This is a genomic window from Providencia huaxiensis (assembly GCF_002843235.3).
Taxonomy (GTDB): Bacteria; Pseudomonadota; Gammaproteobacteria; order Enterobacterales; family Enterobacteriaceae; genus Providencia; species Providencia huaxiensis.
The window spans coordinates 1054411-1077443 of record NZ_CP031123.2 but is presented as its reverse complement, the minus strand read 5'-3'; the positions used below and the strand labels follow the sequence as shown (position 1 = coordinate 1077443).

Here is a 23033-nt window from a genome sequence, read left to right as displayed (position 1 = left end):
TTAAATCATACTGGTATAGCCTTATAACAATGTAAATCAATTGATTTACATTGTTATTTTTTTCTCACCGCAACTCTTTCTAAAACATTAATACATCGTTGATAATATTGATTTTTAATAGCATCTTTTCTTTCCAGTAATTTTTGTTTCTGTTGTTCTTTACCATTTTCTGTCAGCTCTAATCTCAAGCATTTTCCATCAAATTTCATGTGATAAATACTGTCACTTATCCCCATTCCTCTTGTAAACATGATTTCAACGTGTGGAATGTTAAATTCAAAACCAACTTCATTCGCAAAAGCGATAATTTTTGACTGTATTTCCTTATCACCCTCACTTAATTCAATGTTTGAAACCTGTCTTTGTTGTTTACCTTGCGATATTTCACTCCCTACCGCGTTCTGAGCATCCGTTTCTATAAACGCAAACCCATATTCCTTAATGTTACATACTTCACCTGAGCCGTGCTCAGGCTCGTAAAATTGCACATCTGATAGATTGGATATGATCCGCGATCTACAGTTATTGACAGGACTCCGAGTCGCTCCGCTGTCGCTCTTTAAAAGATTAAAATCAACGTCAACGGCGCTTTTCTTGACGATTTGGTATTTTCTTTCACGGGTTTTAAGTACAGGGGTATCTGCTTTGAGTTGATGGTAAACACCCACAACCATTTGAACTTCCTCGCCGTAAACATTGACGTCACCGATTTCACGGGCAACACGTATTGTCTCTTCACTTCTGCGGATACATGGGCCACCTTGTGACATGACGTAATTAAAAAAATCACCCTCATCGGCGGCAGCTCGGACACGTTCGGCAACATCACCAAGTTTGTCAGCAATGGAAATACCACGAGGTAAGCGGCGGCATTCACGGTACGCGCCTTTAGAGGGAAGCTTATAGAATTGAAACTGTGGGATGCGCCACGTTGAAGCCCACGCGGTCACGGCTGCCGCCATACTTTTTAAATCTTTACCCGTTTCGTGGTCTACTTCACCATCAAGGGCATACCCATCGATATTTTTAGCGATATATTTAGCTATGTAACCCACGGCACCGCCGCGGTTCATATGCTTACATTCAAATCGGTATTTTTGTGCGCCCGCTTCGTTACCATCCTCTTTCAGGGCACGTTTACGCATAATATCAATGGCTTTTGCTCGGCTGGCCTTATCAACAAAAAGCAGCATATGCCAGTGTGGGGTGCCGTCATGATGCGGCTCGACAACACGAACACCATAAATATTGATATTGTTATCATTAAAAGCAGAACGAATGCGTGACCACACTTTGACTAAATATCGCTGTCCGTCTTTTGGTGTGTAGGCTTCATCTTTCCATTTATGGTTTAGTACGGCGTAATAATCATCTTTTCCGGTTTCTTTATTTTTCTCTTTACGTTGCTTCGTCGGGTGGTACTTTGACGGGCACGTCAAAGTGATAAACATCCCGATATCACCGCGTTCTTTTGCCACGCGCTCAATCCCTGCCATTTGCGCCATTAATTCCATGCGGCGAATTTCAGGGTTTGACACACTGGCCATCACTTTATCGAACAGATCAAAACGCTCACCGGTTTCAACATCTTGAATATCCATACCCTGTAAATATTGCATGTTGGATAAACGCTGTGCTTGAACCGCGCGGATAGCTTGTTTGCTGGCGTATGGGTGGCGATTAATGCACACATCCATATTGGCAATCATGATTGCCTCAATCCATTGTGTTCTATGGGCTTTTAGCTTTCGGTGCCAGTAATCTGCATTTACAAGGCGAGAAATAGCTGCGATCACTTGGTGCGTGGTTAGGTTTTGCTTCCCTCTGCGGCGCTTTCGGTTTTTTAAAACTTTGAGATAACTTTGGTGATAAAGCGGTGTGACATGCAAATTTAGAGATAATTCTGCCAATGCCCCGTAAATTTGAGTTTGTGCTGAATCTTCATAGATGATTTCGCGGTCACCGTCGTTTTGCTTTGTTAACTGCTCACAATAGGTTTCATACAATGTGAAAAAGCCACTAGAAATGTGTTCAGCAAGCTTTTTGATTGGTTTGTCATAAAGGTCAAACAACCGGTTAAATTGACTGATTTCAGGTGTAAAGCGAGTTGAAAGTGTCAATAGTGCTTTCGTTTTTAATTCATATCGTGAATTAACCGCGGTGATACGTGGAAATATCCGCTTATAAAAATCAGAGCGTAAAAATTCATAAGCTTTATAGTGGCCTGACTCTTTAATGATGTATTCATAATGCTTTTGAATACGATAACACAAAATGCGCGGTAATGATTCAATCTCACCTAAAATCGCTTGCGCATGAATTTGTTGTTCATGTGTAAGGGATTTTTCAAGCGCATCAATATCAGCTTTGTAATAGTTGTTTTCTGTTGGCTTATTCCACGGATACGGAAAAACCATATCCGCGGTATAAGTTATCGGCTGAACGGTAAAATCTAATATCTTAGACATTTAACGCACCACCCAGTGTTTCAGGCCGCAATGCGTTAATTGCCGTTTCACAACGGCGTGAAATGATATCTACGGTTTCACGATAAACATCAAGTGTCTTGATGCCTTTACCTCTAACACGATTAACATGATAAGAGGTTAATTCAATCGCCAGCATCCACGGATCAGAATGGCAACAAACCAACTCATAGCAACGAGCCATTTTATTGATTTGCAATAGTCGCCATTGAACCGCTTTTGAATCTTCGTCAACATGGCGCTGAATAGCAAAGGCTGTCCCGCTAATATATACACCGTCTTTAGGGTCGAAAATCATTAATTAACCCCCGCTAAAACAGCAATAATTTCTTTAGCTGGTGTACGCTTTCCTTTTCCTGCGATGCTGCGTGGGGCTTCGATTTCATGGATAGTAAAGCCTAGGTCAGCATAAAGCTCTTTTGCTTCTGGTGAGTTAGAAACGGTGATCGGATTACCTTGGATATCATTAATATCTTTTAGAGTAATTGCTAATGCTTCGTGGTCTGCATCAGAAAAGCCGGCGGTGTGATATTGAGTGAAGCTATCGCGGCCCCCCATATAGGGTGGATCACAATAAACACCATCACTGAAATCAACTAATGAAAGGGTATCTTGCCATTCAAGATTTAAAATTTTAGTTTTGGCGAGGTAAGCCTTATCACAAAAACTATCAATTTCATTTTTAGGAAAGTACGGTGCTTTGTATTGCCCAAAGGGGACGTTGAACTTGCCTTGTTGGTTATAACGGCACAACCCGTTGAAGCAATGCCTGTTTAAGTATAGAAATAAACTTGCTTGTCTTAGCCGTGATAATGCTTGTTTACTATCATTAAACTCTGATCTAGCAAGATAATAATCAGCGCTATTATTCCTTCTAAAAAGTGGTAAAGCCTCTATTAACATACTCTCAGGTAAGATAGTAAGAGTTTCATATAAGTTAATTAAATCAGGGTTAGCATCAGCAATTAAATACTGCTCATAGTCTGTATTCATCATCACAGCACATGAACCAGCAAACGGCTCAACTAACCGTTTTGCTTTTGGTAAGTGTGGGCGTAATTGGTCCATAATTCGAACTTTAGAACCTGCCCATTTGAGGATGGTTTTATTTGATTTAGCCACGATAATTATCCTCAATTCGAATAACTGAAAATGAAATCATTACAAATGGAGGTAATGCCCTTAGCTCTGGGTAAACCTCGTTGACTTTTGTGATATCAGTGATAAGGCATGAGATAGCATTACCGGTGTAACTGGCATAAGGCTTATTGATTGAATTGAATTCACGTAAAAACAGTTCATCACCAACCTGAAAATCCCTATCGGCACGGCGAAACTCTGCTGTTTTCAAACCATCTTGAACGAGCTGAAAGTAATGAGGGGCTAGCTTGAGCTCATGTTTTCTTTTCATCGTCACACGCTCCGATAATGTTTACTTTTAAGCTCAAAAATAGTTTGGCAGTCAATACAGCGGATGCAGCCCTGTGATGCGATGCGGCGTTCTTCTGGAATCGGCTTGCCACAATCTTCACATTCGAAAGCTGAAACACTGACTAGGCGATTAGTAATGGTTTTTATTTGCTGTTCACGCATAAGCATTTCGTTCTCGCTAGCACGGTCAATTTCTTTAGACATGATCCAGCTCCGCAGCTAGATTTGAGTAATGCTCAGACTCACCAACTAATAACTGGTGAATTTGCTCATCATTTAACTTTTCGTTAATTAACTTGCATGCAAGGGCATCAAGGCGAGATGAAAATTTGTCATACATGGTTTTGCGTTCATCTTCGCGAATTGCTGTAATACTGATAGCGACAACGGAGTAATCGCGCTTACCGGTTGCAGTATCAACACCTATCAAAATTGGCTTTATCTCTTTATTTTTCATTATCCAACCCTCAGATTTAGAATGTAGGAATCCCTGACGCGCTAACGTCATTAATTTGTTTATTTACCTTAAATAGGCATGGCGATATGTTTAGGTAATAGCGCCGCGAGTGCTTTAATTTGATTTATTGCTGAAATAATTGCTTGTTGTTCCTCTTTATTAAATTCATCGAAACCTAAATGATGTTGATTGTTTTTTATTTCTGCTAAATAAAAAATCATATTTAGCATCCGTACATCACTTAACCTCAAATACTCAATAAATCCGGCTAGCTCTCTATTATCTGGATTTTCCTTATCAGAATGGAATACTGATGTTCTTAACTTTGCGGCTTGATTTAGTCCATTGACTCGGCTTTCAAAGGTTACCCCTTGGTTCTGATAAAGCTTGATATTTGCTTGATGCGCGATGATATCGGCCGGCCTTGCATCTTGCTTTACGTTACCTAGTAACTGGATTAACTGTTTAGTTTTCACTAATACAGCCGCTGAATTACTCATTGTTTTTATCTAATAGCAACTGAGAACAAGTACAAGAAAAATAAAATACCACCGACTAATAATATTTTGTCCATCAAAGATAATTGACGTTTTTTATTGCTTTTAAATTTATTAACGGATGAACCGGTTAATTTATGTTTATGCTGTTGCAAATGTAATTGGGTCATTTTTTTCACCATATAAACAATCAATATATTTAGTTGCTTGAGTCATAGAATCAAATAACCCGTAAGAATCATCATTTCGTTGGACATGATAGCGGGTTACGGGATTCATCGTTTTAGCCGGTAGCTTAACTATTAGAAAGTTACGATATTTAAAGCTATGGGTTGATATTTGCTCTATGCAGGCTCTCATGTTTTCACCTAGCCCTTTAAAGCGTTCTCTACAGATTTTAAATTGTCTGGAACGACATCTAAATCTTCCATAAGCTTTTTAGCTCGCTTAAACCAGCTATCTTTCCAGCCCATTCGCTCTGCTGCAGGAAGCTTACGAGCGACTTCCCAACACATTTCTAAATACTCGTTATACATAATCATTAAACGCATATCACTGAAACCCTCTCCGTGAATTTGGCGCTCTGTACGGATAGGTAAACGACGGCGATCCATTAACTTTCTAACACTGCTTTCTGACTTGCCAGTTCGGCGACAAAATTCATCAGCGGTGATCGGGTCTGGGATTTTGAACAACAGTTCTAACAATTTCTCATTCATGTGATAATCTCTCCTATTGGGGTATTTCATTAACAAAATACCCCTTATGGCATTTAACAAGACAACATTAATACATATGTAGGAGAATTGCAACATGCGTCTAAGTGTTTCTGAGAAATTAAAACTCATGAGAGAAAGTGAACGGCTTACAAGTTTACCCGAAACCGCGCAAATGCTCGGTTTAAGTAGGGATGCTTTATGGCGTTATGAAAACGGGAAAACAGTGCCTAATGCTGATGTAATTACCTCAATTATTAGCAATCCAAAATTTGAAAAATATGCACTTTGGTTTGTCACAGGAAAAATTGCCCCAGAAGTAGGACAAATAGCACCTGCACTTTATGACCCTAAAAATTATGAAACAGACGAGGAAAAACAAGCATGACCTTAAATGAGAAGCTTAACGAAATGCTACATGTAGAAAAGATTAAAATGGCGGTACCGCAAAATATCAACTGGCTTTCTGTGGAAAATTTCTTGAAGCACCCGAAGTTAGAAAAATATAGTGTTTGGTTGGCAACTGGAAAAATTATCCCCGAGGCTGGTCAAATATCACCGGCTATCGCGCACAGTGGGCATACTCTAATAATTTAGTTGTTTATACGTACAAAAATTGGTTGGAAATATACCAACATTATATTTGTAATGAAAATCTAGAATTACCTCGTTTAACCGGAGGGCGCAACAATGACTATTAAGGCGCTTGAAGGTGGACGTTACAAAGTGGATATCAGACCGCAGGGCAGATCAGGAAAGAGAGTTCAGCGGATATTTAAAAAGAAAGCCGATGCAATAGCTTATGAAAGAAGCGTCATGCTTACGGCTAATAGTGAAGAGTGGAACAGCGAAGCAAGAGACTACAGATCATTAAATGATATATGTGATATTTGGTGGAATTTTATTGGTCGCAACCTAAAGTATTCAAAAAAATACAAGGCTATTTTAACAAGAATAACTAAGGATATGGGTAATCCTGCTGTATACCAGATTACACCTAAGTTATTAGCTAGGTACTGCTCTGATAGATTACAAAGTGGCGTGAAGGCATCAACTATCAATAGAGAGTTTAATTTGCTAATGAGCATTTTTACTTCATTGGCCGAAATTGGCGAGTGCTCTAAAAGTAACCCGATTAAGTCTCTTGGTAAGTTGAAAGAAGAAAAACCAGAAATGGCCTATTTGACAAAAAGTGATATTGAAAAATTACTTAATGTCATGACCGATGATTACTTACGCATAACTATTTTATGTCTAAGTACGGGGGCAAGATGGGGAGAAGCCATTAGTTTAAAGGCTGAAAACTTATTACATGGGCGAGTTACATTTATGAAAACAAAAAATGGTAGACATAGAACTGTTCCCATTTCTGATGATGTAATGAGAACTGTAAAAGTAAAAGATTCTGGATTACTTTTCGATGTTGATTACGTCACGTACAGATCAATACTGAAAGAAGTTAAACCAGATTTGCCGCATGGTCAGGCAGTGCATGTTTTACGGCATTCTTTTGCAGCGCACTTTATGATGAACGGTGGCAATATTCTTACTCTTCAAAAAATCATGGGTCATGCGAGTATTCAGCAAACAATGACATACGCACACTTTGCCCCTGACTATTTAAATGAGGCCATTTCATGCAACCCTTTAAGGGGAGGCATCCACATTCCATCCACCGATATGGGGTGTAATGATGCGAATTAACGTATCACAAAATTCGTAAGCTATTGAAAAATATTGCTAGCCCCGATGTTCTGGGGCTGGCAATGACCGCCTAGGCGGTCTTTTTTCATATCAAACGATATAATTACTCTTTCGGCGTTGCTTTTTCTACACGGCTTTTTAATTTTTGGCCTGGGCGGAAAGTAACAACACGGCGTGCAGTAATTGGAATATCTTCCCCAGTTTTTGGGTTACGTCCGGGACGTTGATTTTTATCACGTAAATCAAAGTTACCGAATCCAGATAATTTTACTTGCTCACCATTTTCTAAGGAAAGGCGAACCTCTTCAAAGAAAGTTTCGACAAGGTCTTTAGCATCACGTTTGCTAACACCCAGTTTTTCAAACAAATTTTCTGACATTTCAGCTTTAGTAAGCGCCATAGGTTTAGTCCCTCAAGGAGGCTTGGAATCGCTGTTTTAACGCAGCAATACACAGATCAACGGTAGCAGTGATCTCTTCTTCTTCCATAGTACGCTGGGTATCCTGGAAGACAAGACTGATAGCAAGGCTCTTATAGCCATCTGCTATTCCTTCACCACAGTACACATCAAATAAGTTTATGCCAACTATATGATTTATGCCAACTTTTTTACACTCTGCTAAAACTTCAGCAGCAGCCACATCTTCTGGCACGACAACAGCGATGTCACGGCGGTTCGATGGATAGCGCGAAATCGCCTTAGCTTCAGGAATAACACGTTGTGCTATCGCATCACTACGAACCTCAAACACCACCGTACGACCATTTAAATCGAGTTTGCGTTCTAATTCTGGGTGAACCACACCAATAAAGCCAATATGTTCATTTTCCAGATAAATCCCAGCACTTTGACCTGGATGCAATGCAGGATGTGCCTCAGATTTAAATGTAATTTGATTTAGTTTCCCAGTCAATTCAAAAACAGCTTCAAGATCACCTTTTAAGTCAAAGAAGTCAACAACTTGTTTATCTAATGACCAATGTTCTTCAAATCTATTGCCTGTAATCACCCCTGCAAGCATTGGTTCCTGACGGATCCCATATTCTGCTTGATTATCAGGAATAAAGCGCAGACCTGTCTCAAATAAACGAATTCTATTTTGTTGACGATTCTGATTATAGACAACGGTTCCTAATAAACCAGTCAGTAACGATAAACGCATCGCTGACATATCAACAGAAATCGGGTTAGGTAAAAGCAACGCATCTTGTTGTGGATGCAGTAAAGCTTGAACTTTAGGGTCAACAAAACTATAAGTGATTGCTTCTTGATAACCACGGTCAACTAACATTGCTTTAATACGTTTTAAAGGTAGGTTAGCTTCTTTGTGATTAGTCATGGTCAAATCAGCACGTAATGGCACATCAGGGATGCTGTTATAACCATAAACACGAGCGACTTCTTCCACTAAGTCTTCTTCGATTTGCATATCGAAGCGCCAACTTGGGGCGACAACATCCCATGTATTAGCAGAAACAGTGACTTTGCACCCTAAACGCGTCAAAATATCAGTAACTAACTCATCTTCAATAAAGTGACCAATCAAACGGTCTAATTTATTGCGCGTCAGTTTAATATTTGCGGCTTTTGGTAAATGCTGTTCACTGGTTACATCAATAATTTCACCGACTTCACCACCACAAATCTCAACAATTAGCGCAGTAGCACGTTCAATCGCTTTAAACTGTAATTGAGGGTCAACACCACGCTCAAAACGGTGAGATGCATCAGTGTGCAAACCGTAATTACGTGCACGACCTGTGATCGATAATGGGTCGAAGAATGCACACTCTAATAAAATATTTTTGGTTTCCGTATTAACACCTGAGTGTTCACCGCCAAAAATACCTGCAATCCCCAGTGCTTTTGATTCATCAGCAATCACTAATGTGTCTGATTTTAGCGTTGCTTCACTGCCATCAAGGAGAACCAGTTTCTCCCCTTCTTTTGCCATGCGAGCAACAATAGCACCATCTAAACGGTCTAGATCATAAGCGTGTTGAGGCTGACCCAATTCTAATAAGACGTAGTTGGTAATATCCACAACCGCGTCAATAGAACGGACGCCACCACGGCGCAACTTTTCTTTCATCCACAATGGCGTTGGCGCTGACACATCAATATTTTTGATCACACGGCCTAAGAAACGTGGGCACGCATTAGGTGCTTCTACTCGAATTGGGAAAGTGTCTTTTGTGGTCACGGATACTGTATTAATAGCAGGCTCATTCAACGCTAATTTATTAATAACAGCGACATCACGTGCAACCCCAAGAATACTTAAGCAATCTGCACGGTTAGGTGTAATGCTGATTTCAATCGCATTATCATCAAGTTTTAGATATTCACGAATATCGGTACCGATAGTGGCATCTAGAGGCAATTCAATAATTCCGCTGTGGTCATCAGAAATACCCAGCTCAGAATAAGAACACAGCATACCTTCAGAAGGCTCGCCACGTAGTTTTGCCGCTTTAATTTTAAAATCACCCGGTAATACCGCACCAACCGTTGCAACAGCAACTTTTAGGCCTTGACGGCAGTTTGGTGCACCACAGACGATATCTAATAAACGTTCACCGCCTACGTTAACTTTTGTAACGCGCAGTTTGTCTGCATTTGGGTGTTGACCACACTCAACCACTTCACCAACAACAACGCCGTGAAATTGGCCAGCAACTGCATCTACACCATCAACTTCCAAACCCGCCATCGTGATTTGGTCAGATAATGCTTCACTACTGATCGCCGGGTTTACCCATTCGCGTAACCATAGTTCACTGAATTTCATGAGATAGACCCGCCTTATTTAAACTGTTTGAGGAAACGAAGATCATTTTCGAAGAATGCACGTAGGTCAGAAACACCGTAACGTAGCATTGTTAAGCGCTCCATCCCCATACCAAAGGCAAATCCAGAGTAGACTTCAGGGTCAATACCTACATTACGCAATACATTTGGATGAACCATTCCGCAGCCTAATACTTCTAACCATTTACCATTTTTACCCATAACATCAACTTCCGCTGAAGGTTCGGTGAATGGGAAATATGATGGTCGAAAACGTACTTGAACTTCCTCTTCAAAGAAGTTATTCAAGAAATCATGCAATGTGCCTTTTAGATTGGTAAAGCTGATATCTTTATCAACAATCAGGCCTTCTGTTTGATGGAACATAGGTGTATGCGTTTGGTCGTAATCATTACGATATACACGACCCGGGGCAATGATACGAATCGGTGGTTGTTGACCATTCATTGTACGGATTTGTACACCTGATGTTTGCGTACGCAATAAGCGTTTTGCATCAAACCAAAAAGTATCGTGGTCTGCACGCGCAGGGTGGTGAGCAGGGATATTTAGCGCATCAAAGTTATGGTAGTCATCTTCGATTTCTGGGCCTGTTTCAACAGAGAAACCTAATTCGCCAAAAAATTCTTCAATTCGCTGAATTGTGCGGGTCACTGGGTGTAACCCACCATTTTCCATTCGACGCCCTGGTAATGACACGTCAATTTTTTCTGATACCAGACGTGCATTAAGGATTTCAGCTTGCATCGCGTCCTTACGGGCGTTCAGAGCATCTTGAACCTGTACTTTAGCTTCATTTATCACAGCCCCTGCTGCTGGACGTTCCTCAGCAGGCAGTTCACGCAACGTTTTCATCTGTAGTGTGAAATGGCCGCTCTTGCCTAAATATTCAACACGCACTGATTCCAACGTAGCAACATCTTGGGCCTGTTCAATGGCTGCTTTTGCCTGTGCAACCAACTCAGCGAGATGTGGCATTGTTTCCCCTTTATGACCAATTGGTCTTTTTGCTAGTTATTCACTATATATATTAAGCTTCACATTCCATTTGGTAATGAATGAATACTTAACTGATTTTACTTTACTTAATCTAAAACTAGAAACAAAAAAGCCTCCCTAAGGAGGCTTTAGCGTAATCTTTCATTTCTTCTTTCTATTTACGCGCAAAAGCCCCCGATATTCAGGTGCTAAAGTAAAAAAAGAAACGAAAAATAACAGAATGCATGAACTAACTCTCAATAACTGACTGTATCTAAAGTATTAACACAAATAACTATAAATGAAAAGAGGAAGTTACCCTCCTCTTTTCAAGCAAACAATTAAGCTAAAGCGCCTTTCGCTTTTTCTACTAAAGCAGTGAATGCTGCTTTATCGAAAACTGCGATGTCTGCTAAGATCTTACGGTCGATTTCAATTGAAGCTTTTTTCAAGCCATTGATGAAACGGCTGTAAGACAGACCGTTCTGACGAGCCGCAGCGTTGATACGTGCGATCCACAGTTGACGGAACTGACGTTTACGTTGACGGCGGTCACGGTAAGCGTATTGACCAGCTTTAATTACCGCCTGAAACGCTACGCGGTAAACACGTGAACGTGCACCATAGTAACCTTTCGCCTGCTTCAGAATTTTTTTGTGACGTGCACGTGCGATTACACCACGTTTTGCGCGAGCCATAGCTATCTCCTATCGTCTTTTATCTTAATTAACTAAATTGTTTACTTATGCGTAAGGCAGGCAGGCTACTACCAGACCCAGGTCGCCCTTAGATACCATTCCTTTCGGACGTAAATGGCGTTTACGCTTAGTTGACTTTTTAGTCAGGATATGACGAAGGTTTGCATGCTTACGCTTAAAGCCACCGCCTGCAGTTTTTTTAAAGCGCTTTGCTGCGCCACGTACAGTTTTAATCTTTGGCATTTCTTTTATTTCCAACTTCGCATTGTGATTAACTACGAATTAATTAGGCGAATAACATCTATATTGCTATAAACGAATATTACTTGCAGGCCTAATTATTTCTTCTTCGGTGCCAGCACCATGATCATCTGACGTCCTTCAATTCTTGAAGGGAAAGATTCCACGGATGCCAGCTCTTCCAGATCAGCTTTGATGCGGTTAAGCATTTCCAGACCGATCTGCTGGTGAGCCATTTCACGACCGCGAAAACGCAGCGTAACTTTAGCTTTATCACCATCTTCTAGAAAGCGAGTCAGGTTGCGTAGTTTGACCTGATAATCACCTTCATCTGTACCAGGGCGGAATTTAATTTCCTTCACCTGAACAACTTTTTGTTTCTTTTTTTGCTCTTTTTGAGATTTGCTCTTCTCATAAAGGAATTTGCCGTAATCCATGATACGACAAACTGGCGGTTCAGCATTTGGGCTGATTTCAACGAGGTCTACGCCTGCTTCTTCAGCTTTTTCAAGCGCTTCGCGTGCGCTCATGATGCCTAACTGTTCACCGTCTAAACCTGTTAAACGGACCTCTGGAACACGAATTTCATCATTGATACGATTTGGACGTGTTGTTGGGATTCTTTTTCCGCCTTTAATACTTCATTCCTCCAATTGGATAAAGAGATTTGCTTCTCTCAAGCAAATACACCCGTCACTCAATAGTTACTACTTGACGCATGTACGATATTCTTAGTTTGCCCTAATGCGCTATGCGCTGACAAAGTGATTCGACCGCGGATTTTAATGCTTCTTGCTGGATTACTCAAGTAATTCTTGCAATAAATCATTCTGAACTGTTTGAAAACTTGGCTTTTGAGGCCAATTATCGCTTTGACACAATTACTTTGATTCATTAATGAAGAAAATAACAAGACGTTAAATATACCGATTACCTTAGCTGGTATGGCATTACTTTCATCAATAATAAAATTTTTCATCACGAATAAAACAGAGAAGCAGCGCCCAAATGAGCGCTGCTAGACTCTAGCAATACTTCGCTATAACCATACTGGCTTAATTATTTTTTCTTTGGTGCCAATACCATGATCATCTGGCGTCCTTCAATCCTTGATGGGAATGATTCAACTGATGCCAGTTCATCCAGATCGGTTTTGATGCGGTTAAGCACTTCTAAGCCAATCTGTTGGTGAGCCATTTCGCGACCACGAAAACGCAGTGTTACTTTAGCTTTGTCACCATCTTCCAAAAAGCGAATTAAACTACGTAGTTTAACTTGGTAGTCGCCTTCGTCTGTTCCTGGACGAAATTTAATTTCCTTCACTTGAACAACTTTTTGTTTTTTCTTTTGTTCTTTTTGAGACTTACTCTTCTCATAAAGATATTTACCGTAGTCCATGATACGACAAACTGGCGGCTCGGCATTTGGGCTGATTTCGACTAAATCGACACCAGCTTCTTCTGCTTTAAAGAGGCCTTCACGCACACTCATTACGCCAAGTTGTTCACCGTCTAAACCAGTGACACGGATTTCTGTTGCGCGAATTTCATCGTTAATACGATTTGGACGCGCTGTTGGGAGTTTTTTTCCGCCTTTAATACCTTATTCCTCCATCTGATTGAGTTGACGACTGCGGATCTCTTCAAGCAGTTTTGTCATGAATTCGTTGACATCAAGGCTACCTAAGTCTTTACCACGACGGGTACGTACAGCAACTTTACCTGATTCAACTTCTTTATCACCACATACTAACATGTAAGGGACGCGACGCAGCGTGTGTTCACGGATCTTAAAGCCGATTTTCTCGTTACGTAAGTCCGCTTTCGCACGAATGCCAACACTTTGCAGCTTGCTAACTAATTCTTGAACATAGTCTGCTTGACTATCAGTAATGTTCATTACGACCACTTGCTGTGGTGCTAACCATGTTGGGAAAAAGCCCGCATACTCTTCTGTTAAGATACCAATGAAGCGTTCTAGTGAACCTAACACTGCACGGTGGATCATCACAGGAACGATACGTTCGTTATTTTCACCTACATAGGAAGCTGTTAAACGGCCCGGCAAGAAGAAGTCTAACTGGACAGTACCACATTGCCATGCACGGTCAAGGCAGTCATACAGCGTAAACTCGATTTTCGGACCATAAAATGCACCTTCACCTGGTTGGTATTCAAATTCAATACCTTTTGATTTCAGGGCATTAGCCAAATCTTCTTCCGCTCTGTCCCACATATCGTCAGTGCCGATACGTTTTTCAGGGCGAGTTGATAGTTTTACAACAATTTTTTCGAAACCGAAAGTTGCATAAACATCATAAATCATTTCAATACAGCTGGTTACTTCACTTAAGATTTGCTCTTCAGTACAGAAGATATGTGCATCATCCTGAGTAAAGCCACGCACACGCATTAAGCCGTGCAACGCACCTGATGGCTCATTACGGTGACAGCTACCAAATTCTGCCATGCGCAATGGTAAGTCACGATATGATTTCAAACCTTGGTTGAAAATCTGTACGTGACCCGGGCAGTTCATTGGTTTGACACAATATTCACGGTTTTCAGATGAAGTCGTGAACATGGCATCTTTATAGTTATCCCAGTGACCTGTTTTTTCCCATAATACGCGGTCCATCATAAATGGCCCTTTCACTTCCTGATAATTATAGGCCTTCAGTTTAGTGCGTACAAAGGTTTCCAGTTCACGGAAAATTGTCCAACCGTCATTATGCCAGAAAGCCATACCCGGCGCTTCTTCTTGCATATGGTATAAATCTAATTGTTTACCAATTTTACGGTGGTCACGCTTAGCTGCTTCTTCTAAACGTAATAAATAGGCTGCTAATTGTTTTTTATCAGCCCATGCGGTGCCGTAAATACGTTGCAGCATTTTGTTATCGCTGTTACCACGCCAGTATGCGCCAGCCACTTTCTGTAATTTAAAATGGTGGCAAAAACGCATGTTTGGTACGTGCGGACCGCGACACATGTCAACATATTCTTCGTGATGATATAAACCTGGGCGGTCATCTTGACTAATATTTTGATCTAAAATTTCAACTTTATAGTCTTCGCCACGGGCAACGAAAGTTTCACGAGCTTCGCTCCAAGAAACACGTTTTTTCACCACCTCATAATCTGTTTTGGCAAGCTCAAGCATACGCTTTTCAAGCTTTTCCAAGTCTTCCTGCGTCAGCATGTGGTCTAAATCGACATCATAGTAAAAACCATTGTCGATAGTAGGACCAATCGCCATTTTCGTATTTGGCCATAATTGCTTGATGGCATGGCCTAACAGGTGAGCACAAGAGTGACGAATAATTTCGAGTCCGTCTTCATCCTTGCTCGTAATAATGGACACGTTTGCATCATGTTCAATTATTTCACATGCATCAACACGTTCACCATTAATTCGACCCGCGATACAGGCTTTAGCTAAACCCGCTCCGATGTCACGAGCAACATCCATCACTGAAACGGGATGGTCAAACTGACGCTGACTTCCATCAGGAAGAGTAATAACAGGCATTAAAAAATCCTTATCAGCAGTGGTGACCCACACGAAAGATCACTTGCTTGATTATTCCAAAGTTATAAATCAATACGTTACTAACGATTTCTCACTTCACTATGCAAGATATGTACACAAATATGGGCAGCTTAAGCGCCCTATTTCGTTACATCGTGAGTAACTCAACTACTAATGATAACACAGACCTATTTTATGGCGATAGCGTAATGCCGCTAATTGTTATTCTTCATCTGAAAAATCAACACCTTCCCGATTAAATGGCGAATAGGCTATCTAATGCAGGAAATAGTTTCTCTTTTTTTGCGAAAGAAAGCCGATACCAATGCGATCCACTGGATACGACTAATTCTTTAGTCATTATAGCCAACGTCGTGTCTGCTTGCGATAACGCTCCCACTCTTCATTGAATTTTTCCGCTAAAAATCGCTCTTCTTGCGGAATAGTGTACAAGTCGGTAATTAACCAAAAGACCAAACCCGCTATCAAAAAATAAGAAGAGTGCGAGAAGAAAGCTAAAGCCAAGCTCATTGATGTGAAAGCTAAATACATTGGATTACGTGAAAATCGGTAAGGCCCGTTAGTCACTAAATGCGTTGCCTTTACAGTAGGATTTGGTGATGTTTTATGTTTATAAAAATAATAAAGGCTTGTCGCGACCCAACTGACACTTTCAAGTGCCACTAAGATACCTAAGATCCCCATCCAACCAGAAAACGTCCAGTCTAAAAGACCTTGCTTGGAAAGAAAATATACAGCGACCCCATTAGCGACTAACCAATTCAATAATGGTAATTTAAATATATTCATCATGTTACCTACAAGCCAAAATGATGCTATTAACATACCATAAATGAATATATAAATTTGAGTGGAGGAACATATAGAGGAGTGATATTAACGACAAAAATAATTAGTTATTGGGACTTAAGGAAAACACACTCTTTAAACCTTCTAGTTTACTATATTCTTGCTGGCAAACTAAATTTCGCACATCACTGGGCATAGAATCAATTCTGGTTTGAATATTGGCAAGTTGTTCATCTAAGCTATTCATTCCCTTTACATCAACAATGTCCTGATTCACTTTAAGATAATCAGTAAAACTTTGCAGGTTATCCTCTAAGCTATTACAAATATCATTACTGGCTAAACCCTGCGGTAAAATAGCACTGAGCGATGTTGGTAAGGCTTGGGATATATTCGGATAAATACTTTGCTTCCACTGCTGAGGAAAAACGATTAGTAACATGGCGGCTGCCAAAACTAATAGCATAGACGCCCCGGCTAATGTCGCTATAAGTTTTTTCATTCTTTTTCCTATTACTCAAAATTAACTGAAAATAGGATATACAACTCTGCGTAAAGCTATTTTTAAAATTAAAAATCCTTTGTAAAGAAATCCATGACTTTTTTAATAAAATTTCATTTCTTCATACGGTTTTTCTTGGCAGCTCTTTAAGCGTTGTAATAAACCGCCTACATGTAATTCTAATTTGTGGCCATCTGGATCAAGAAAATAAAAAGAATCTCCTTCACTTTTATTTTCTTTCCAGACAATGACATTCGCTTGCATTAGCCGATCAACAACGATAAGAAAGTCTTTCGCATCAACGTTAAAGGCATAGTGTGTGTAATCCGTTTTTTCTGGGGACGAGAATTGGCGAGTTGTATCTAATGATAGACATAACCATAAATCGCCACAGGATATATAGGCGCCCTTTTTCCAACTCGCATGTAACTTCATACCAAGTAGTGATTGATAAAAACCAATACTTTTATCCAAATCAGTTACAGCTAACGTTAAGTGGTTGATTCCGTTTAACATATTTTTTTACTCTTTGGTTGCCTATTACATTGAATTCTTTTAATGAATTTACATAAATTATCAGTAAATAACATTGCAGCAGATATACTACATTCCATATCAACTTAAAGACAACCTGTTACGAAATGCCCTTAACCTTTTTATCCCCCTATAAAAAGGTTTTTTTTTGCCTGTAAAAATTGAATACTTTTACCACAACTCAATATCCCATTGTTATTTAATAAATAAAGTAAGTTATTCACAGATGAAGGCCATTGTTATCCACAGTTAATGTGAACAACTCCAATTATCTTCAAGCTAATAAATGATAGTTGATATTAATTCTTACCCATCAGTACTGTAATCGTCCCCTTTCATAAAGTATCCCTCTAGCTATAAATGCTAACCTACAGATCTATAAGAAATTTTGCTATCATTTGAGATAAGGTGTTTTATTTACATTAATCAGGAGCTTGAATCAAACTTCCATGACAAATTTTTTTGAACTATTTCAAGCCGTTGGTATTGGTCTTGTGCTACTACTTCCTCTTGCCAACCCTTTAACTGCTATTGCGGTCATGTTAAGTATTTCTGCTAATATGACAAAAGAGCAGCGTGACCATCAATCATTATTGGCTTCTATTTATGTGTTCGCAATTATGACTATCGCTTTTTATGCAGGCCAGTTAGTTATGAATACATTTGGAATATCAATACCAGGTCTTAGAATTGCAGGTGGGTTAATTGTGGCATTTATTGGCTTTGGCATGCTGTTTCCTAGCAGTGATGTTGGAGAAGACCCGACTACCAATGCCCTTGATGACCCGAATGTTCCCAAAAAACGCCAAGAATCCCCTAGTATTGCTTTTGTTCCCCTTGCGATGCCGAGTACTGCTGGCCCAGGTACTATCGCCATGATCATCAGCTCCACTGCATCATTACAAGGTAATGTTAGTTTCGCTCCATGGGTTTTAAAAGTCGCCCCCGTTATCACCTTTTTTATTGCAAGCTTTATCGTTTGGATTGGTTTAAAAGGCGCAACTTCGATTATGAGGTGGTTAGGTAATAGCGGTATTGATGCAATCGCTCGGGTGATGGGGTTCTTATTAATCTGTATGGGAGTGCAATTTGTTATCAACGGCATTGTTGAAATTGTCGCGCAGCTCCCATATTTAATGAAGGAATATCAATAAGACATCGCTAATGCATTGTAAGCATTTTTAACTTTCCACAAATAGCGTGGGGCTTGCGGTGCAGGATGCTTTGTTTGCACGTGTTGATAAAATTCTTCCGGCGATAAGCTGTTAATCATTGCAATCGCCCGGCCTTTATCATTATCAAATGTTCTTAATAATGCCCCCGCCCCGTTCACATAAGCGACAACCGTTGCATAATATAATGTCTGAGGGTGGCTAATTCCAGCAAGATGTTGCTCCTTTAAAATACGAATATAAGTTGTTCCAATATCAATATTTTTTTGTGGATCTTTTAAGTCACGAGAACTCGGCTCCCCCGACTTTCCCTGATAACGATATGCGTCACGTCCCGCTGTCGACGCTTTTATCTGCATCAAACCTATTGCATTTGATTTACTGACAACTTCAGGCCTAAAGTTGGATTCGACCTCAATAATGGCCCTAATTAAAGCTTCATCAACACTGTAACGAGCCGCAGACTCACGAATAAACTCATCAAAAGGCGTTCTTGGGAATGTCGTATTTTGTGCTGTTACAGGCCCTGTAGGCTCTAGCATCCGCTGTTTTGTTACAGGCCTATCTGGCTCGCTTGAACAACCTGCAAGTAGCAGTAGCGCAAAAGTGCCGCCAATTATTTTTTTCACTGTCGAATCCTCTACGATGGAAGCCGATGGCAGAATAACTAATCCTAAGAAAAATAAAATAATTTTTACTTAACTTTTACTTCAGGACGTGTTTTAGTCATACAAATAACCATGGGACTTAGAAGCCCATAATGACGAATAATGCTATTCCACATTTTTTATGTTTATTTTTCTCAATTGATATTGATAATCATTATCAGTTGAGATATAAAATATAATTGTTATAAACCTTAACAACTGTATGTTAAAAAACGCTAAACCAATAATGTCAGGGTCAACTTTTATGAAGAAGAACGTATCTCGATTATCTGCACCTTTACTAACCAGTATGTTTGCTTTGATAGCAGTCATCTTTTTTAGTCAGCCGGCTTTTGCTAAAAAATTTAAAGTCGTTACCACTTTTACCATTATCCAAGATATCGCTCAAAATGTAGCTGGAGATGCGGCAATTGTCGAGTCTATAACGAAGCCTGGAGCAGAAATCCACGGTTATCAACCGACGCCTAAAGATATTATGAAAGCCTATGACGCAGATTTAATCTTATGGAATGGGATGAATTTGGAAGTTTGGTTCCAACGTTTCTTTGAAAACTTTAAGAATGTCCCTGCTGTCGTAGTCACTGAAGGTATTGAGCCAATGCCAATCCGTGAAGGTGAGTATAAAGACAACCCGAACCCACATGCCTGGATGTCTCCTGCTAATGCTAAAATTTATATTGAAAATATTCGCCAAGCTCTAGTTAAATATGATCCTGAAAATGCAGAAACATATAATGCCAATGCGAAAAAATATGCGCAGCAAATTGCAGAGCTTGATACCCCTTTACGTGAACGCTTAAACCGTATTCCAGAAAATGAACGTTGGTTAGTCTCAAGTGAAGGCGCATTTAGCTATTTAACGAAAGATTACGGCTTTAAAGAAGTCTATTTATGGCCAATCAATGCAGAAGAGCAAGGCTCTCCTCAACAAGTGAAAAAAGTGATTGATACTGTCCGCAAATACAACATCCCTGTGGTATTCAGTGAAAGTACAATTTCTGATAAGCCTGCTCGCCAAGTCAGTAAAGAAACCGGGGCAAAATACGGCGGCGTATTATATGTTGACTCATTATCAACTGCCGATGGCCCAGTACCAACCTATATAGATCTTTTAAATACGACTGTAGACACGATAGCGAAAGGATTTTCACAGTAATATGAATCATTCAAGTCAATTCGAACACCCGAATCTTATCGTCGATGATGCGACTGTAACATATAATAATGGTCACACCGCTATCTACGACGCAAGCTTTACTATCTCTGGTGGCTCTATTTGTGCCTTAGTTGGCGTAAATGGCAGTGGCAAATCAACGCTATTTAAAACCATTATGGGGCTTGTCACCCCATCTTCAGGTAGTGTGACATTAAATGATCAGCCAATAAAAACGGCACTGAAAGAAAACGTGATTGCATACGTCCCACAAACGGAAGAAGTTGACTGGAACTTCCCCGTTCTCGTTTCTGATGTTGTGATGATGGGGCGTTATGGCAAAATGGGTTTTTTTCGCATCCCTAAACAAGCCGATAAAGATGCGGTCAAAATGGCATTAGAACGGGTTGACCTTGCAGGGCTTGAACATCGCCAAATAGGCGAGCTTTCAGGTGGCCAGAAAAAACGGGTTTTTTTAGCTCGAGCGCTCGCACAAGAAGGTAAAGTTTTACTCCTTGATGAACCCTTTACTGGGGTTGATGTTAAAACTGAAAATGCCATTATAGACCTACTGCGTAGTTTGCGTGACGAAGGCCATCTGATCCTCGTTTCAACTCATAACTTGGGTAGTGTGCCTGAGTTTTGCGACCATGTTATCTTAATCAATCGCACGGTGTTAGCCAGTGGCCCAACCGAAACCACGTTTACACAGCGTAATCTACAAAACGCGTTTGGTGGTGTATTGCGTCATATTAACCTGTCAGGTCAAGAGCTTCATGACGACGATGACCCACGCTCTGTCACCGTCATTACCGATGATGAAAGAGCGGCTGTATTCTATGGTCATGACCATGATGCTCCCGTTCGAAAAAACCAAGCTAAGGGTTCCGAATGATTGAGATGTTATTACAGCCCTTTGAATACGATTTCATGATAAAAGCCATTTGGGTCAGCGCCATTGTTGGTGCTGTCTGTGCATTTTTATCAGCGTATTTGATGCTAAAAGGCTGGTCATTAATGGGAGATGCGCTCTCCCACTCCGTTGTCCCTGGGGTGGCTGGTGCTTATGCTTTAGGTTTACCCTATGCGGCAGGCGCCTTTTTTACCGGGATCCTTGCAGCACTTGCCATGACATTAATAAAACATCTAACTCGTTTGCGTGAAGATGCTGTTATTGGCTTTATATTTTCTACTTTTTTTGCGGCAGGTTTGTTGATCGTTTCATTGAACCCAACATCTGTGAATGTACAAAGTATTATTTTTGGTAATATTTTAGGTATTGCGGATTCTGACGTATTACAAGTAGAAATTATTATCGGCGTTTCATTTATTATTCTGTTGTGTTTATGGAAAGATTTATTAGCCGTTTTTTTCGATGAAAGTCACGCACGGTCAATTGGCTTGAATCCATTACGCCTAAAAATAATTTTCTTCACATTATTAAGTGCTTGTACCGTTGCTGCCTTGCAAACAGTTGGCGCTATTCTTGTTATCGCAATGGTCGTCACGCCAGGTGCAACCGCCTATTTATTAACTGACCAATTTAAACGCTTACTTATTATCTCCGTCACGATTGGCACCGTAACCAGTGCTGTTGGCGCTTACATCAGTTATTTCCTTAATGGTGCTACAGGTGGGTTAATTGTCACCCTACAAACCATTATTTTCCTGCTAGCATTTTTCTTTGCGCCTAAACACGGTATTTTTGCCTCAAAGCGTAAAGCAAAAAAGGAAGTCGCTCGGTTGCATCAATCACACCAACAAGGAGCATCTCATGAGTGATTTCATTGACTTATTGATGGCTCCGTTTGCATTTCCTTTTATGCAAAAAGCATTGATCACCGCAATTGTGAGTGGGACTGTGTGTGCCATTTTATCGTGCTTTTTAGTATTAAAAGGGTGGTCACTCATGGGGGATGCTATTTCCCACGCAGTGTTACCCGGGATTATCATTGCCTCTTTATTAGGTATTCCCTTGGCTATTGGTGCGTTTGCCTCTGGCTTATTCTGCGCTGTCGCAACGGGGTATTTAAAAGAAAATAGTCGGATAAAAGAAGATACCGTAATGGGTATCGTCTTCTCAGGAATGTTTGCTATTGGCTTGGTGATGTTTGCTAAAATAGATACAGAACAGCACCTTACGCATATTTTATTTGGTGATATTTTAGGGATCACGGATAGCGAGTTTAAGCAAATCCTGTTATTTGCAGGGGTAACCATTGCGATTATCTTACTGAAACGTAAAGATTTTATGCTGTATTGTTTTGACCCAAACCAAGCCCGTGTGATTGGCCTACCCGTCAAGCTGATCCATTATGGTTTACTGTCTTTACTTGCATTAACCATTGTCGCTTCACTGCAAGCGGTTGGGATCATTTTAGTTATTGCCATGCTGATCTCACCGGGGATTATTGCATTTGTTCTATGTCGGAGCTTCGGAAAAATGCTCGTCGTCGCCATCATCGCTTCGGTAACATCGAGTGTTATTGGGACTATCCTGAGTTTTCACATCAATGCGACAACCGGGCCAACCATAGTCGTTACTCAAGCGGTTTATTTCGTAATAGCCCTGCTCTATAGCAAGCTAGTACTGGCACGTAAAAGAAGTCAAACAAACCCACAAAGTATGCATACCGCATAATAA

At 40.3% G+C, this 23033-nt stretch carries 30 protein-coding genes and 1 other annotated feature; of the genes, 8 read left to right on the top strand and 22 right to left on the bottom strand.

Annotation, left to right across the window (positions count from 1 at the left end):
• Positions 1-53 precede the first annotated feature (53 nt).
• From CYG50_RS06380 to CYG50_RS06335, 9 genes are all read right to left on the bottom strand, one after another.
• On the bottom strand, positions 54-2468 hold the full coding sequence (locus CYG50_RS06380) for a replication endonuclease (RefSeq protein ID WP_102139198.1): 2415 nt from the start codon (positions 2466-2468) through the stop codon (positions 54-56).
• The gene (locus CYG50_RS06375; protein ID WP_102139199.1) at positions 2461-2784 is read right to left on the bottom strand and encodes a DUF5405 family protein; all 324 of its coding nucleotides are present in this window, start codon (positions 2782-2784) and stop codon (positions 2461-2463) included. Before CYG50_RS06375 ends, CYG50_RS06380 begins: the two co-directional genes overlap by 8 nt.
• Positions 2784-3608: a DNA adenine methylase gene (locus CYG50_RS06370; RefSeq protein ID WP_102139200.1), complete on the bottom strand. Its 825-nt coding sequence runs from the start codon at positions 3606-3608 to the stop codon at positions 2784-2786. The genes CYG50_RS06375 and CYG50_RS06370 overlap by 1 nt, the downstream gene beginning before the upstream one ends.
• Complete coding sequence (locus tag CYG50_RS06365; protein WP_154629812.1) at positions 3601-3897, bottom strand: DUF3850 domain-containing protein; 297 nt, start codon at positions 3895-3897, stop codon at positions 3601-3603. The genes CYG50_RS06370 and CYG50_RS06365 overlap by 8 nt, the downstream gene beginning before the upstream one ends.
• A 2-nt stretch (positions 3898-3899) precedes the next feature.
• Positions 3900-4121 (bottom strand): TraR/DksA family transcriptional regulator, encoded by a 222-nt coding sequence (locus CYG50_RS06360; protein ID WP_071548753.1) that lies wholly within the window; start codon positions 4119-4121, stop codon positions 3900-3902.
• Complete coding sequence (locus tag CYG50_RS06355) at positions 4114-4374, bottom strand: DUF2732 family protein (protein WP_238706823.1); 261 nt, start codon at positions 4372-4374, stop codon at positions 4114-4116. Before CYG50_RS06355 ends, CYG50_RS06360 begins: the two co-directional genes overlap by 8 nt.
• A 68-nt stretch (positions 4375-4442) precedes the next feature.
• Entirely contained in the window at positions 4443-4874 is a 432-nt protein-coding gene (locus tag CYG50_RS06350; protein ID WP_102139203.1) for a DUF5347 family protein, read from the bottom strand.
• Between the two features lie 5 nt (positions 4875-4879).
• Complete coding sequence (locus tag CYG50_RS06345) at positions 4880-5041, bottom strand: TetR family transcriptional regulator (RefSeq protein ID WP_102139204.1); 162 nt, start codon at positions 5039-5041, stop codon at positions 4880-4882.
• A gap of 198 nt (positions 5042-5239) precedes the next feature.
• Complete coding sequence (locus CYG50_RS06335) at positions 5240-5590, bottom strand: hypothetical protein (RefSeq protein ID WP_036962129.1); 351 nt, start codon at positions 5588-5590, stop codon at positions 5240-5242.
• A gap of 94 nt (positions 5591-5684) precedes the next feature.
• Here CYG50_RS06335 and CYG50_RS06330 point away from each other — a divergent pair, with 94 nt between their 5' ends.
• From CYG50_RS06330 to CYG50_RS06320, 3 genes are all read left to right on the top strand, one after another.
• Complete coding sequence (locus tag CYG50_RS06330; RefSeq protein ID WP_036962131.1) at positions 5685-5975, top strand: helix-turn-helix domain-containing protein; 291 nt, start codon at positions 5685-5687, stop codon at positions 5973-5975.
• Positions 5972-6184 (top strand): hypothetical protein, encoded by a 213-nt coding sequence (locus tag CYG50_RS06325; RefSeq protein WP_102139206.1) that lies wholly within the window; start codon positions 5972-5974, stop codon positions 6182-6184. The genes CYG50_RS06330 and CYG50_RS06325 overlap by 4 nt, the downstream gene beginning before the upstream one ends.
• Before the next feature lie 93 nt (positions 6185-6277).
• The gene (locus tag CYG50_RS06320; RefSeq protein ID WP_102139207.1) at positions 6278-7291 is read left to right on the top strand and encodes a phage integrase; all 1014 of its coding nucleotides are present in this window, start codon (positions 6278-6280) and stop codon (positions 7289-7291) included.
• Positions 7292-7394: 103 nt separating this feature from the next.
• Here CYG50_RS06320 and ihfA read toward each other — a convergent pair whose 3' ends face one another.
• The 12 genes from ihfA to fos all read right to left on the bottom strand — a co-directional run bounded on the left by ihfA (position 7395) and on the right by fos (position 17378).
• Positions 7395-7691, bottom strand: a complete 297-nt coding sequence (gene ihfA, locus CYG50_RS06315; RefSeq protein WP_004263721.1) for an integration host factor subunit alpha — start codon at positions 7689-7691, stop codon at positions 7395-7397.
• Positions 7692-7695: 4 nt separating this feature from the next.
• Positions 7696-10083, bottom strand: coding sequence for a phenylalanine--tRNA ligase subunit beta (gene pheT / locus CYG50_RS06310; protein ID WP_102139208.1), 2388 nt, complete (start codon positions 10081-10083; stop codon positions 7696-7698).
• A gap of 14 nt (positions 10084-10097) precedes the next feature.
• A complete protein-coding gene (pheS, locus tag CYG50_RS06305; protein ID WP_102139209.1) occupies positions 10098-11081 on the bottom strand; it encodes a phenylalanine--tRNA ligase subunit alpha in 984 nt (327 codons plus the stop codon).
• Between the two features lie 123 nt (positions 11082-11204).
• Positions 11205-11334: a sequence feature (Phe leader region), on the bottom strand.
• Complete coding sequence (gene pheM, locus CYG50_RS23625; RefSeq protein WP_136134757.1) at positions 11284-11328, bottom strand: pheST operon leader peptide PheM; 45 nt, start codon at positions 11326-11328, stop codon at positions 11284-11286. Its footprint overlaps the feature before it by 45 nt.
• An 88-nt stretch (positions 11335-11422) precedes the next feature.
• Positions 11423-11779, bottom strand: a complete 357-nt coding sequence (gene rplT / locus CYG50_RS06295) for a 50S ribosomal protein L20 (RefSeq protein WP_004263714.1) — start codon at positions 11777-11779, stop codon at positions 11423-11425.
• Positions 11780-11824: 45 nt separating this feature from the next.
• Positions 11825-12022, bottom strand: coding sequence for a 50S ribosomal protein L35 (rpmI, locus tag CYG50_RS06290; RefSeq protein WP_004263702.1), 198 nt, complete (start codon positions 12020-12022; stop codon positions 11825-11827).
• A gap of 95 nt (positions 12023-12117) precedes the next feature.
• On the bottom strand, positions 12118-12657 hold the full coding sequence (infC, locus tag CYG50_RS06285) for a translation initiation factor IF-3 (protein ID WP_071524539.1): 540 nt from the start codon (positions 12655-12657) through the stop codon (positions 12118-12120).
• Positions 12658-13078: 421 nt separating this feature from the next.
• Positions 13079-13618 carry a translation initiation factor IF-3 gene (gene infC / locus CYG50_RS06280; RefSeq protein ID WP_102139210.1) on the bottom strand — a complete coding sequence of 180 codons (540 nt, stop codon included), beginning with the start codon at positions 13616-13618 and terminating at the stop codon, positions 13079-13081.
• 3 nt (positions 13619-13621) lie between these two features.
• Positions 13622-15550: a threonine--tRNA ligase gene (gene thrS, locus CYG50_RS06275; RefSeq protein ID WP_102139211.1), complete on the bottom strand. Its 1929-nt coding sequence runs from the start codon at positions 15548-15550 to the stop codon at positions 13622-13624.
• Positions 15551-15910: 360 nt separating this feature from the next.
• Positions 15911-16360, bottom strand: a complete 450-nt coding sequence (locus CYG50_RS06270) for a methyltransferase family protein (protein ID WP_102139212.1) — start codon at positions 16358-16360, stop codon at positions 15911-15913.
• 103 nt (positions 16361-16463) lie between these two features.
• Entirely contained in the window at positions 16464-16862 is a 399-nt protein-coding gene (locus CYG50_RS06265; RefSeq protein WP_102139213.1) for a hypothetical protein, read from the bottom strand.
• 102 nt (positions 16863-16964) lie between these two features.
• Positions 16965-17378, bottom strand: coding sequence for a fosfomycin resistance glutathione transferase (gene fos / locus CYG50_RS06260; protein WP_102139214.1), 414 nt, complete (start codon positions 17376-17378; stop codon positions 16965-16967).
• A gap of 467 nt (positions 17379-17845) precedes the next feature.
• Between fos and CYG50_RS06255 the strand changes: the two genes are divergently transcribed.
• On the top strand, positions 17846-18550 hold the full coding sequence (locus tag CYG50_RS06255; protein ID WP_102139215.1) for a MarC family NAAT transporter: 705 nt from the start codon (positions 17846-17848) through the stop codon (positions 18548-18550).
• Here CYG50_RS06255 and CYG50_RS06250 read toward each other — a convergent pair.
• A complete protein-coding gene (locus tag CYG50_RS06250) occupies positions 18544-19197 on the bottom strand; it encodes a transglycosylase SLT domain-containing protein (RefSeq protein ID WP_102139216.1) in 654 nt (217 codons plus the stop codon). The genes CYG50_RS06255 and CYG50_RS06250 overlap by 7 nt on opposite strands.
• Before the next feature lie 283 nt (positions 19198-19480).
• On the opposite strand from CYG50_RS06250, the gene CYG50_RS06245 reads away from it, so the two are divergent.
• The 4 genes from CYG50_RS06245 to CYG50_RS06230 are packed head-to-tail and all read left to right on the top strand — an operon-like array spanning position 19481 to position 23030.
• A complete protein-coding gene (locus tag CYG50_RS06245) occupies positions 19481-20392 on the top strand; it encodes a metal ABC transporter substrate-binding protein (protein WP_102139217.1) in 912 nt (303 codons plus the stop codon).
• A gap of 1 nt (position 20393) precedes the next feature.
• Positions 20394-21284: a manganese/iron ABC transporter ATP-binding protein gene (locus tag CYG50_RS06240; RefSeq protein ID WP_102139218.1), complete on the top strand. Its 891-nt coding sequence runs from the start codon at positions 20394-20396 to the stop codon at positions 21282-21284.
• The gene (locus CYG50_RS06235; protein WP_102139219.1) at positions 21281-22171 is read left to right on the top strand and encodes a metal ABC transporter permease; all 891 of its coding nucleotides are present in this window, start codon (positions 21281-21283) and stop codon (positions 22169-22171) included. Before CYG50_RS06240 ends, CYG50_RS06235 begins: the two co-directional genes overlap by 4 nt.
• A complete protein-coding gene (locus CYG50_RS06230) occupies positions 22164-23030 on the top strand; it encodes a metal ABC transporter permease (protein ID WP_096863947.1) in 867 nt (288 codons plus the stop codon). Before CYG50_RS06235 ends, CYG50_RS06230 begins: the two co-directional genes overlap by 8 nt.
• Positions 23031-23033 lie beyond the last annotated feature (3 nt).

Bases quoted from the DNA above. Each gene is read 5' to 3' on its own strand.
- CYG50_RS06380 (WP_102139198.1), bottom strand. From the start codon at position 2,468: ATGTCTAAGATATTAGATTTTACCGTTCAGCCGATAACTTATACCGCG.
- CYG50_RS06325 (WP_102139206.1), top strand. From the start codon at position 5,972: ATGACCTTAAATGAGAAGCTTAACGAAATGCTACATGTAGAAAAGATT.
- CYG50_RS06240 (WP_102139218.1), top strand. From the start codon at position 20,394: ATGAATCATTCAAGTCAATTCGAACACCCGAATCTTATCGTCGATGAT.
- CYG50_RS06360 (WP_071548753.1), bottom strand. From the start codon at position 4,121: ATGTCTAAAGAAATTGACCGTGCTAGCGAGAACGAAATGCTTATGCGT.
- CYG50_RS06350 (WP_102139203.1), bottom strand. From the start codon at position 4,874: ATGAGTAATTCAGCGGCTGTATTAGTGAAAACTAAACAGTTAATCCAG.
- CYG50_RS06230 (WP_096863947.1), top strand. From the start codon at position 22,164: ATGAGTGATTTCATTGACTTATTGATGGCTCCGTTTGCATTTCCTTTT.
- CYG50_RS06265 (WP_102139213.1), bottom strand. From the start codon at position 16,862: ATGAAAAAACTTATAGCGACATTAGCCGGGGCGTCTATGCTATTAGTT.
- CYG50_RS06255 (WP_102139215.1), top strand. From the start codon at position 17,846: ATGACAAATTTTTTTGAACTATTTCAAGCCGTTGGTATTGGTCTTGTG.
- fos (WP_102139214.1), bottom strand. From the start codon at position 17,378: ATGTTAAACGGAATCAACCACTTAACGTTAGCTGTAACTGATTTGGAT.
- rpmI (WP_004263702.1), bottom strand. From the start codon at position 12,022: ATGCCAAAGATTAAAACTGTACGTGGCGCAGCAAAGCGCTTTAAAAAA.
- CYG50_RS06365 (WP_154629812.1), bottom strand. From the start codon at position 3,897: ATGAAAAGAAAACATGAGCTCAAGCTAGCCCCTCATTACTTTCAGCTC.
- rplT (WP_004263714.1), bottom strand. From the start codon at position 11,779: ATGGCTCGCGCAAAACGTGGTGTAATCGCACGTGCACGTCACAAAAAA.
- CYG50_RS06270 (WP_102139212.1), bottom strand. From the start codon at position 16,360: ATGAATATATTTAAATTACCATTATTGAATTGGTTAGTCGCTAATGGG.
- CYG50_RS06355 (WP_238706823.1), bottom strand. From the start codon at position 4,374: ATGAAAAATAAAGAGATAAAGCCAATTTTGATAGGTGTTGATACTGCA.
- CYG50_RS06235 (WP_102139219.1), top strand. From the start codon at position 21,281: ATGATTGAGATGTTATTACAGCCCTTTGAATACGATTTCATGATAAAA.
- ihfA (WP_004263721.1), bottom strand. From the start codon at position 7,691: ATGGCGCTTACTAAAGCTGAAATGTCAGAAAATTTGTTTGAAAAACTG.
- pheT (WP_102139208.1), bottom strand. From the start codon at position 10,083: ATGAAATTCAGTGAACTATGGTTACGCGAATGGGTAAACCCGGCGATC.
- CYG50_RS06375 (WP_102139199.1), bottom strand. From the start codon at position 2,784: ATGATTTTCGACCCTAAAGACGGTGTATATATTAGCGGGACAGCCTTT.
- CYG50_RS06245 (WP_102139217.1), top strand. From the start codon at position 19,481: ATGAAGAAGAACGTATCTCGATTATCTGCACCTTTACTAACCAGTATG.
- CYG50_RS06345 (WP_102139204.1), bottom strand. From the start codon at position 5,041: ATGACCCAATTACATTTGCAACAGCATAAACATAAATTAACCGGTTCA.
- pheS (WP_102139209.1), bottom strand. From the start codon at position 11,081: ATGCCACATCTCGCTGAGTTGGTTGCACAGGCAAAAGCAGCCATTGAA.
- CYG50_RS06320 (WP_102139207.1), top strand. From the start codon at position 6,278: ATGACTATTAAGGCGCTTGAAGGTGGACGTTACAAAGTGGATATCAGA.
- CYG50_RS06335 (WP_036962129.1), bottom strand. From the start codon at position 5,590: ATGAATGAGAAATTGTTAGAACTGTTGTTCAAAATCCCAGACCCGATC.
- CYG50_RS06330 (WP_036962131.1), top strand. From the start codon at position 5,685: ATGCGTCTAAGTGTTTCTGAGAAATTAAAACTCATGAGAGAAAGTGAA.
- thrS (WP_102139211.1), bottom strand. From the start codon at position 15,550: ATGCCTGTTATTACTCTTCCTGATGGAAGTCAGCGTCAGTTTGACCAT.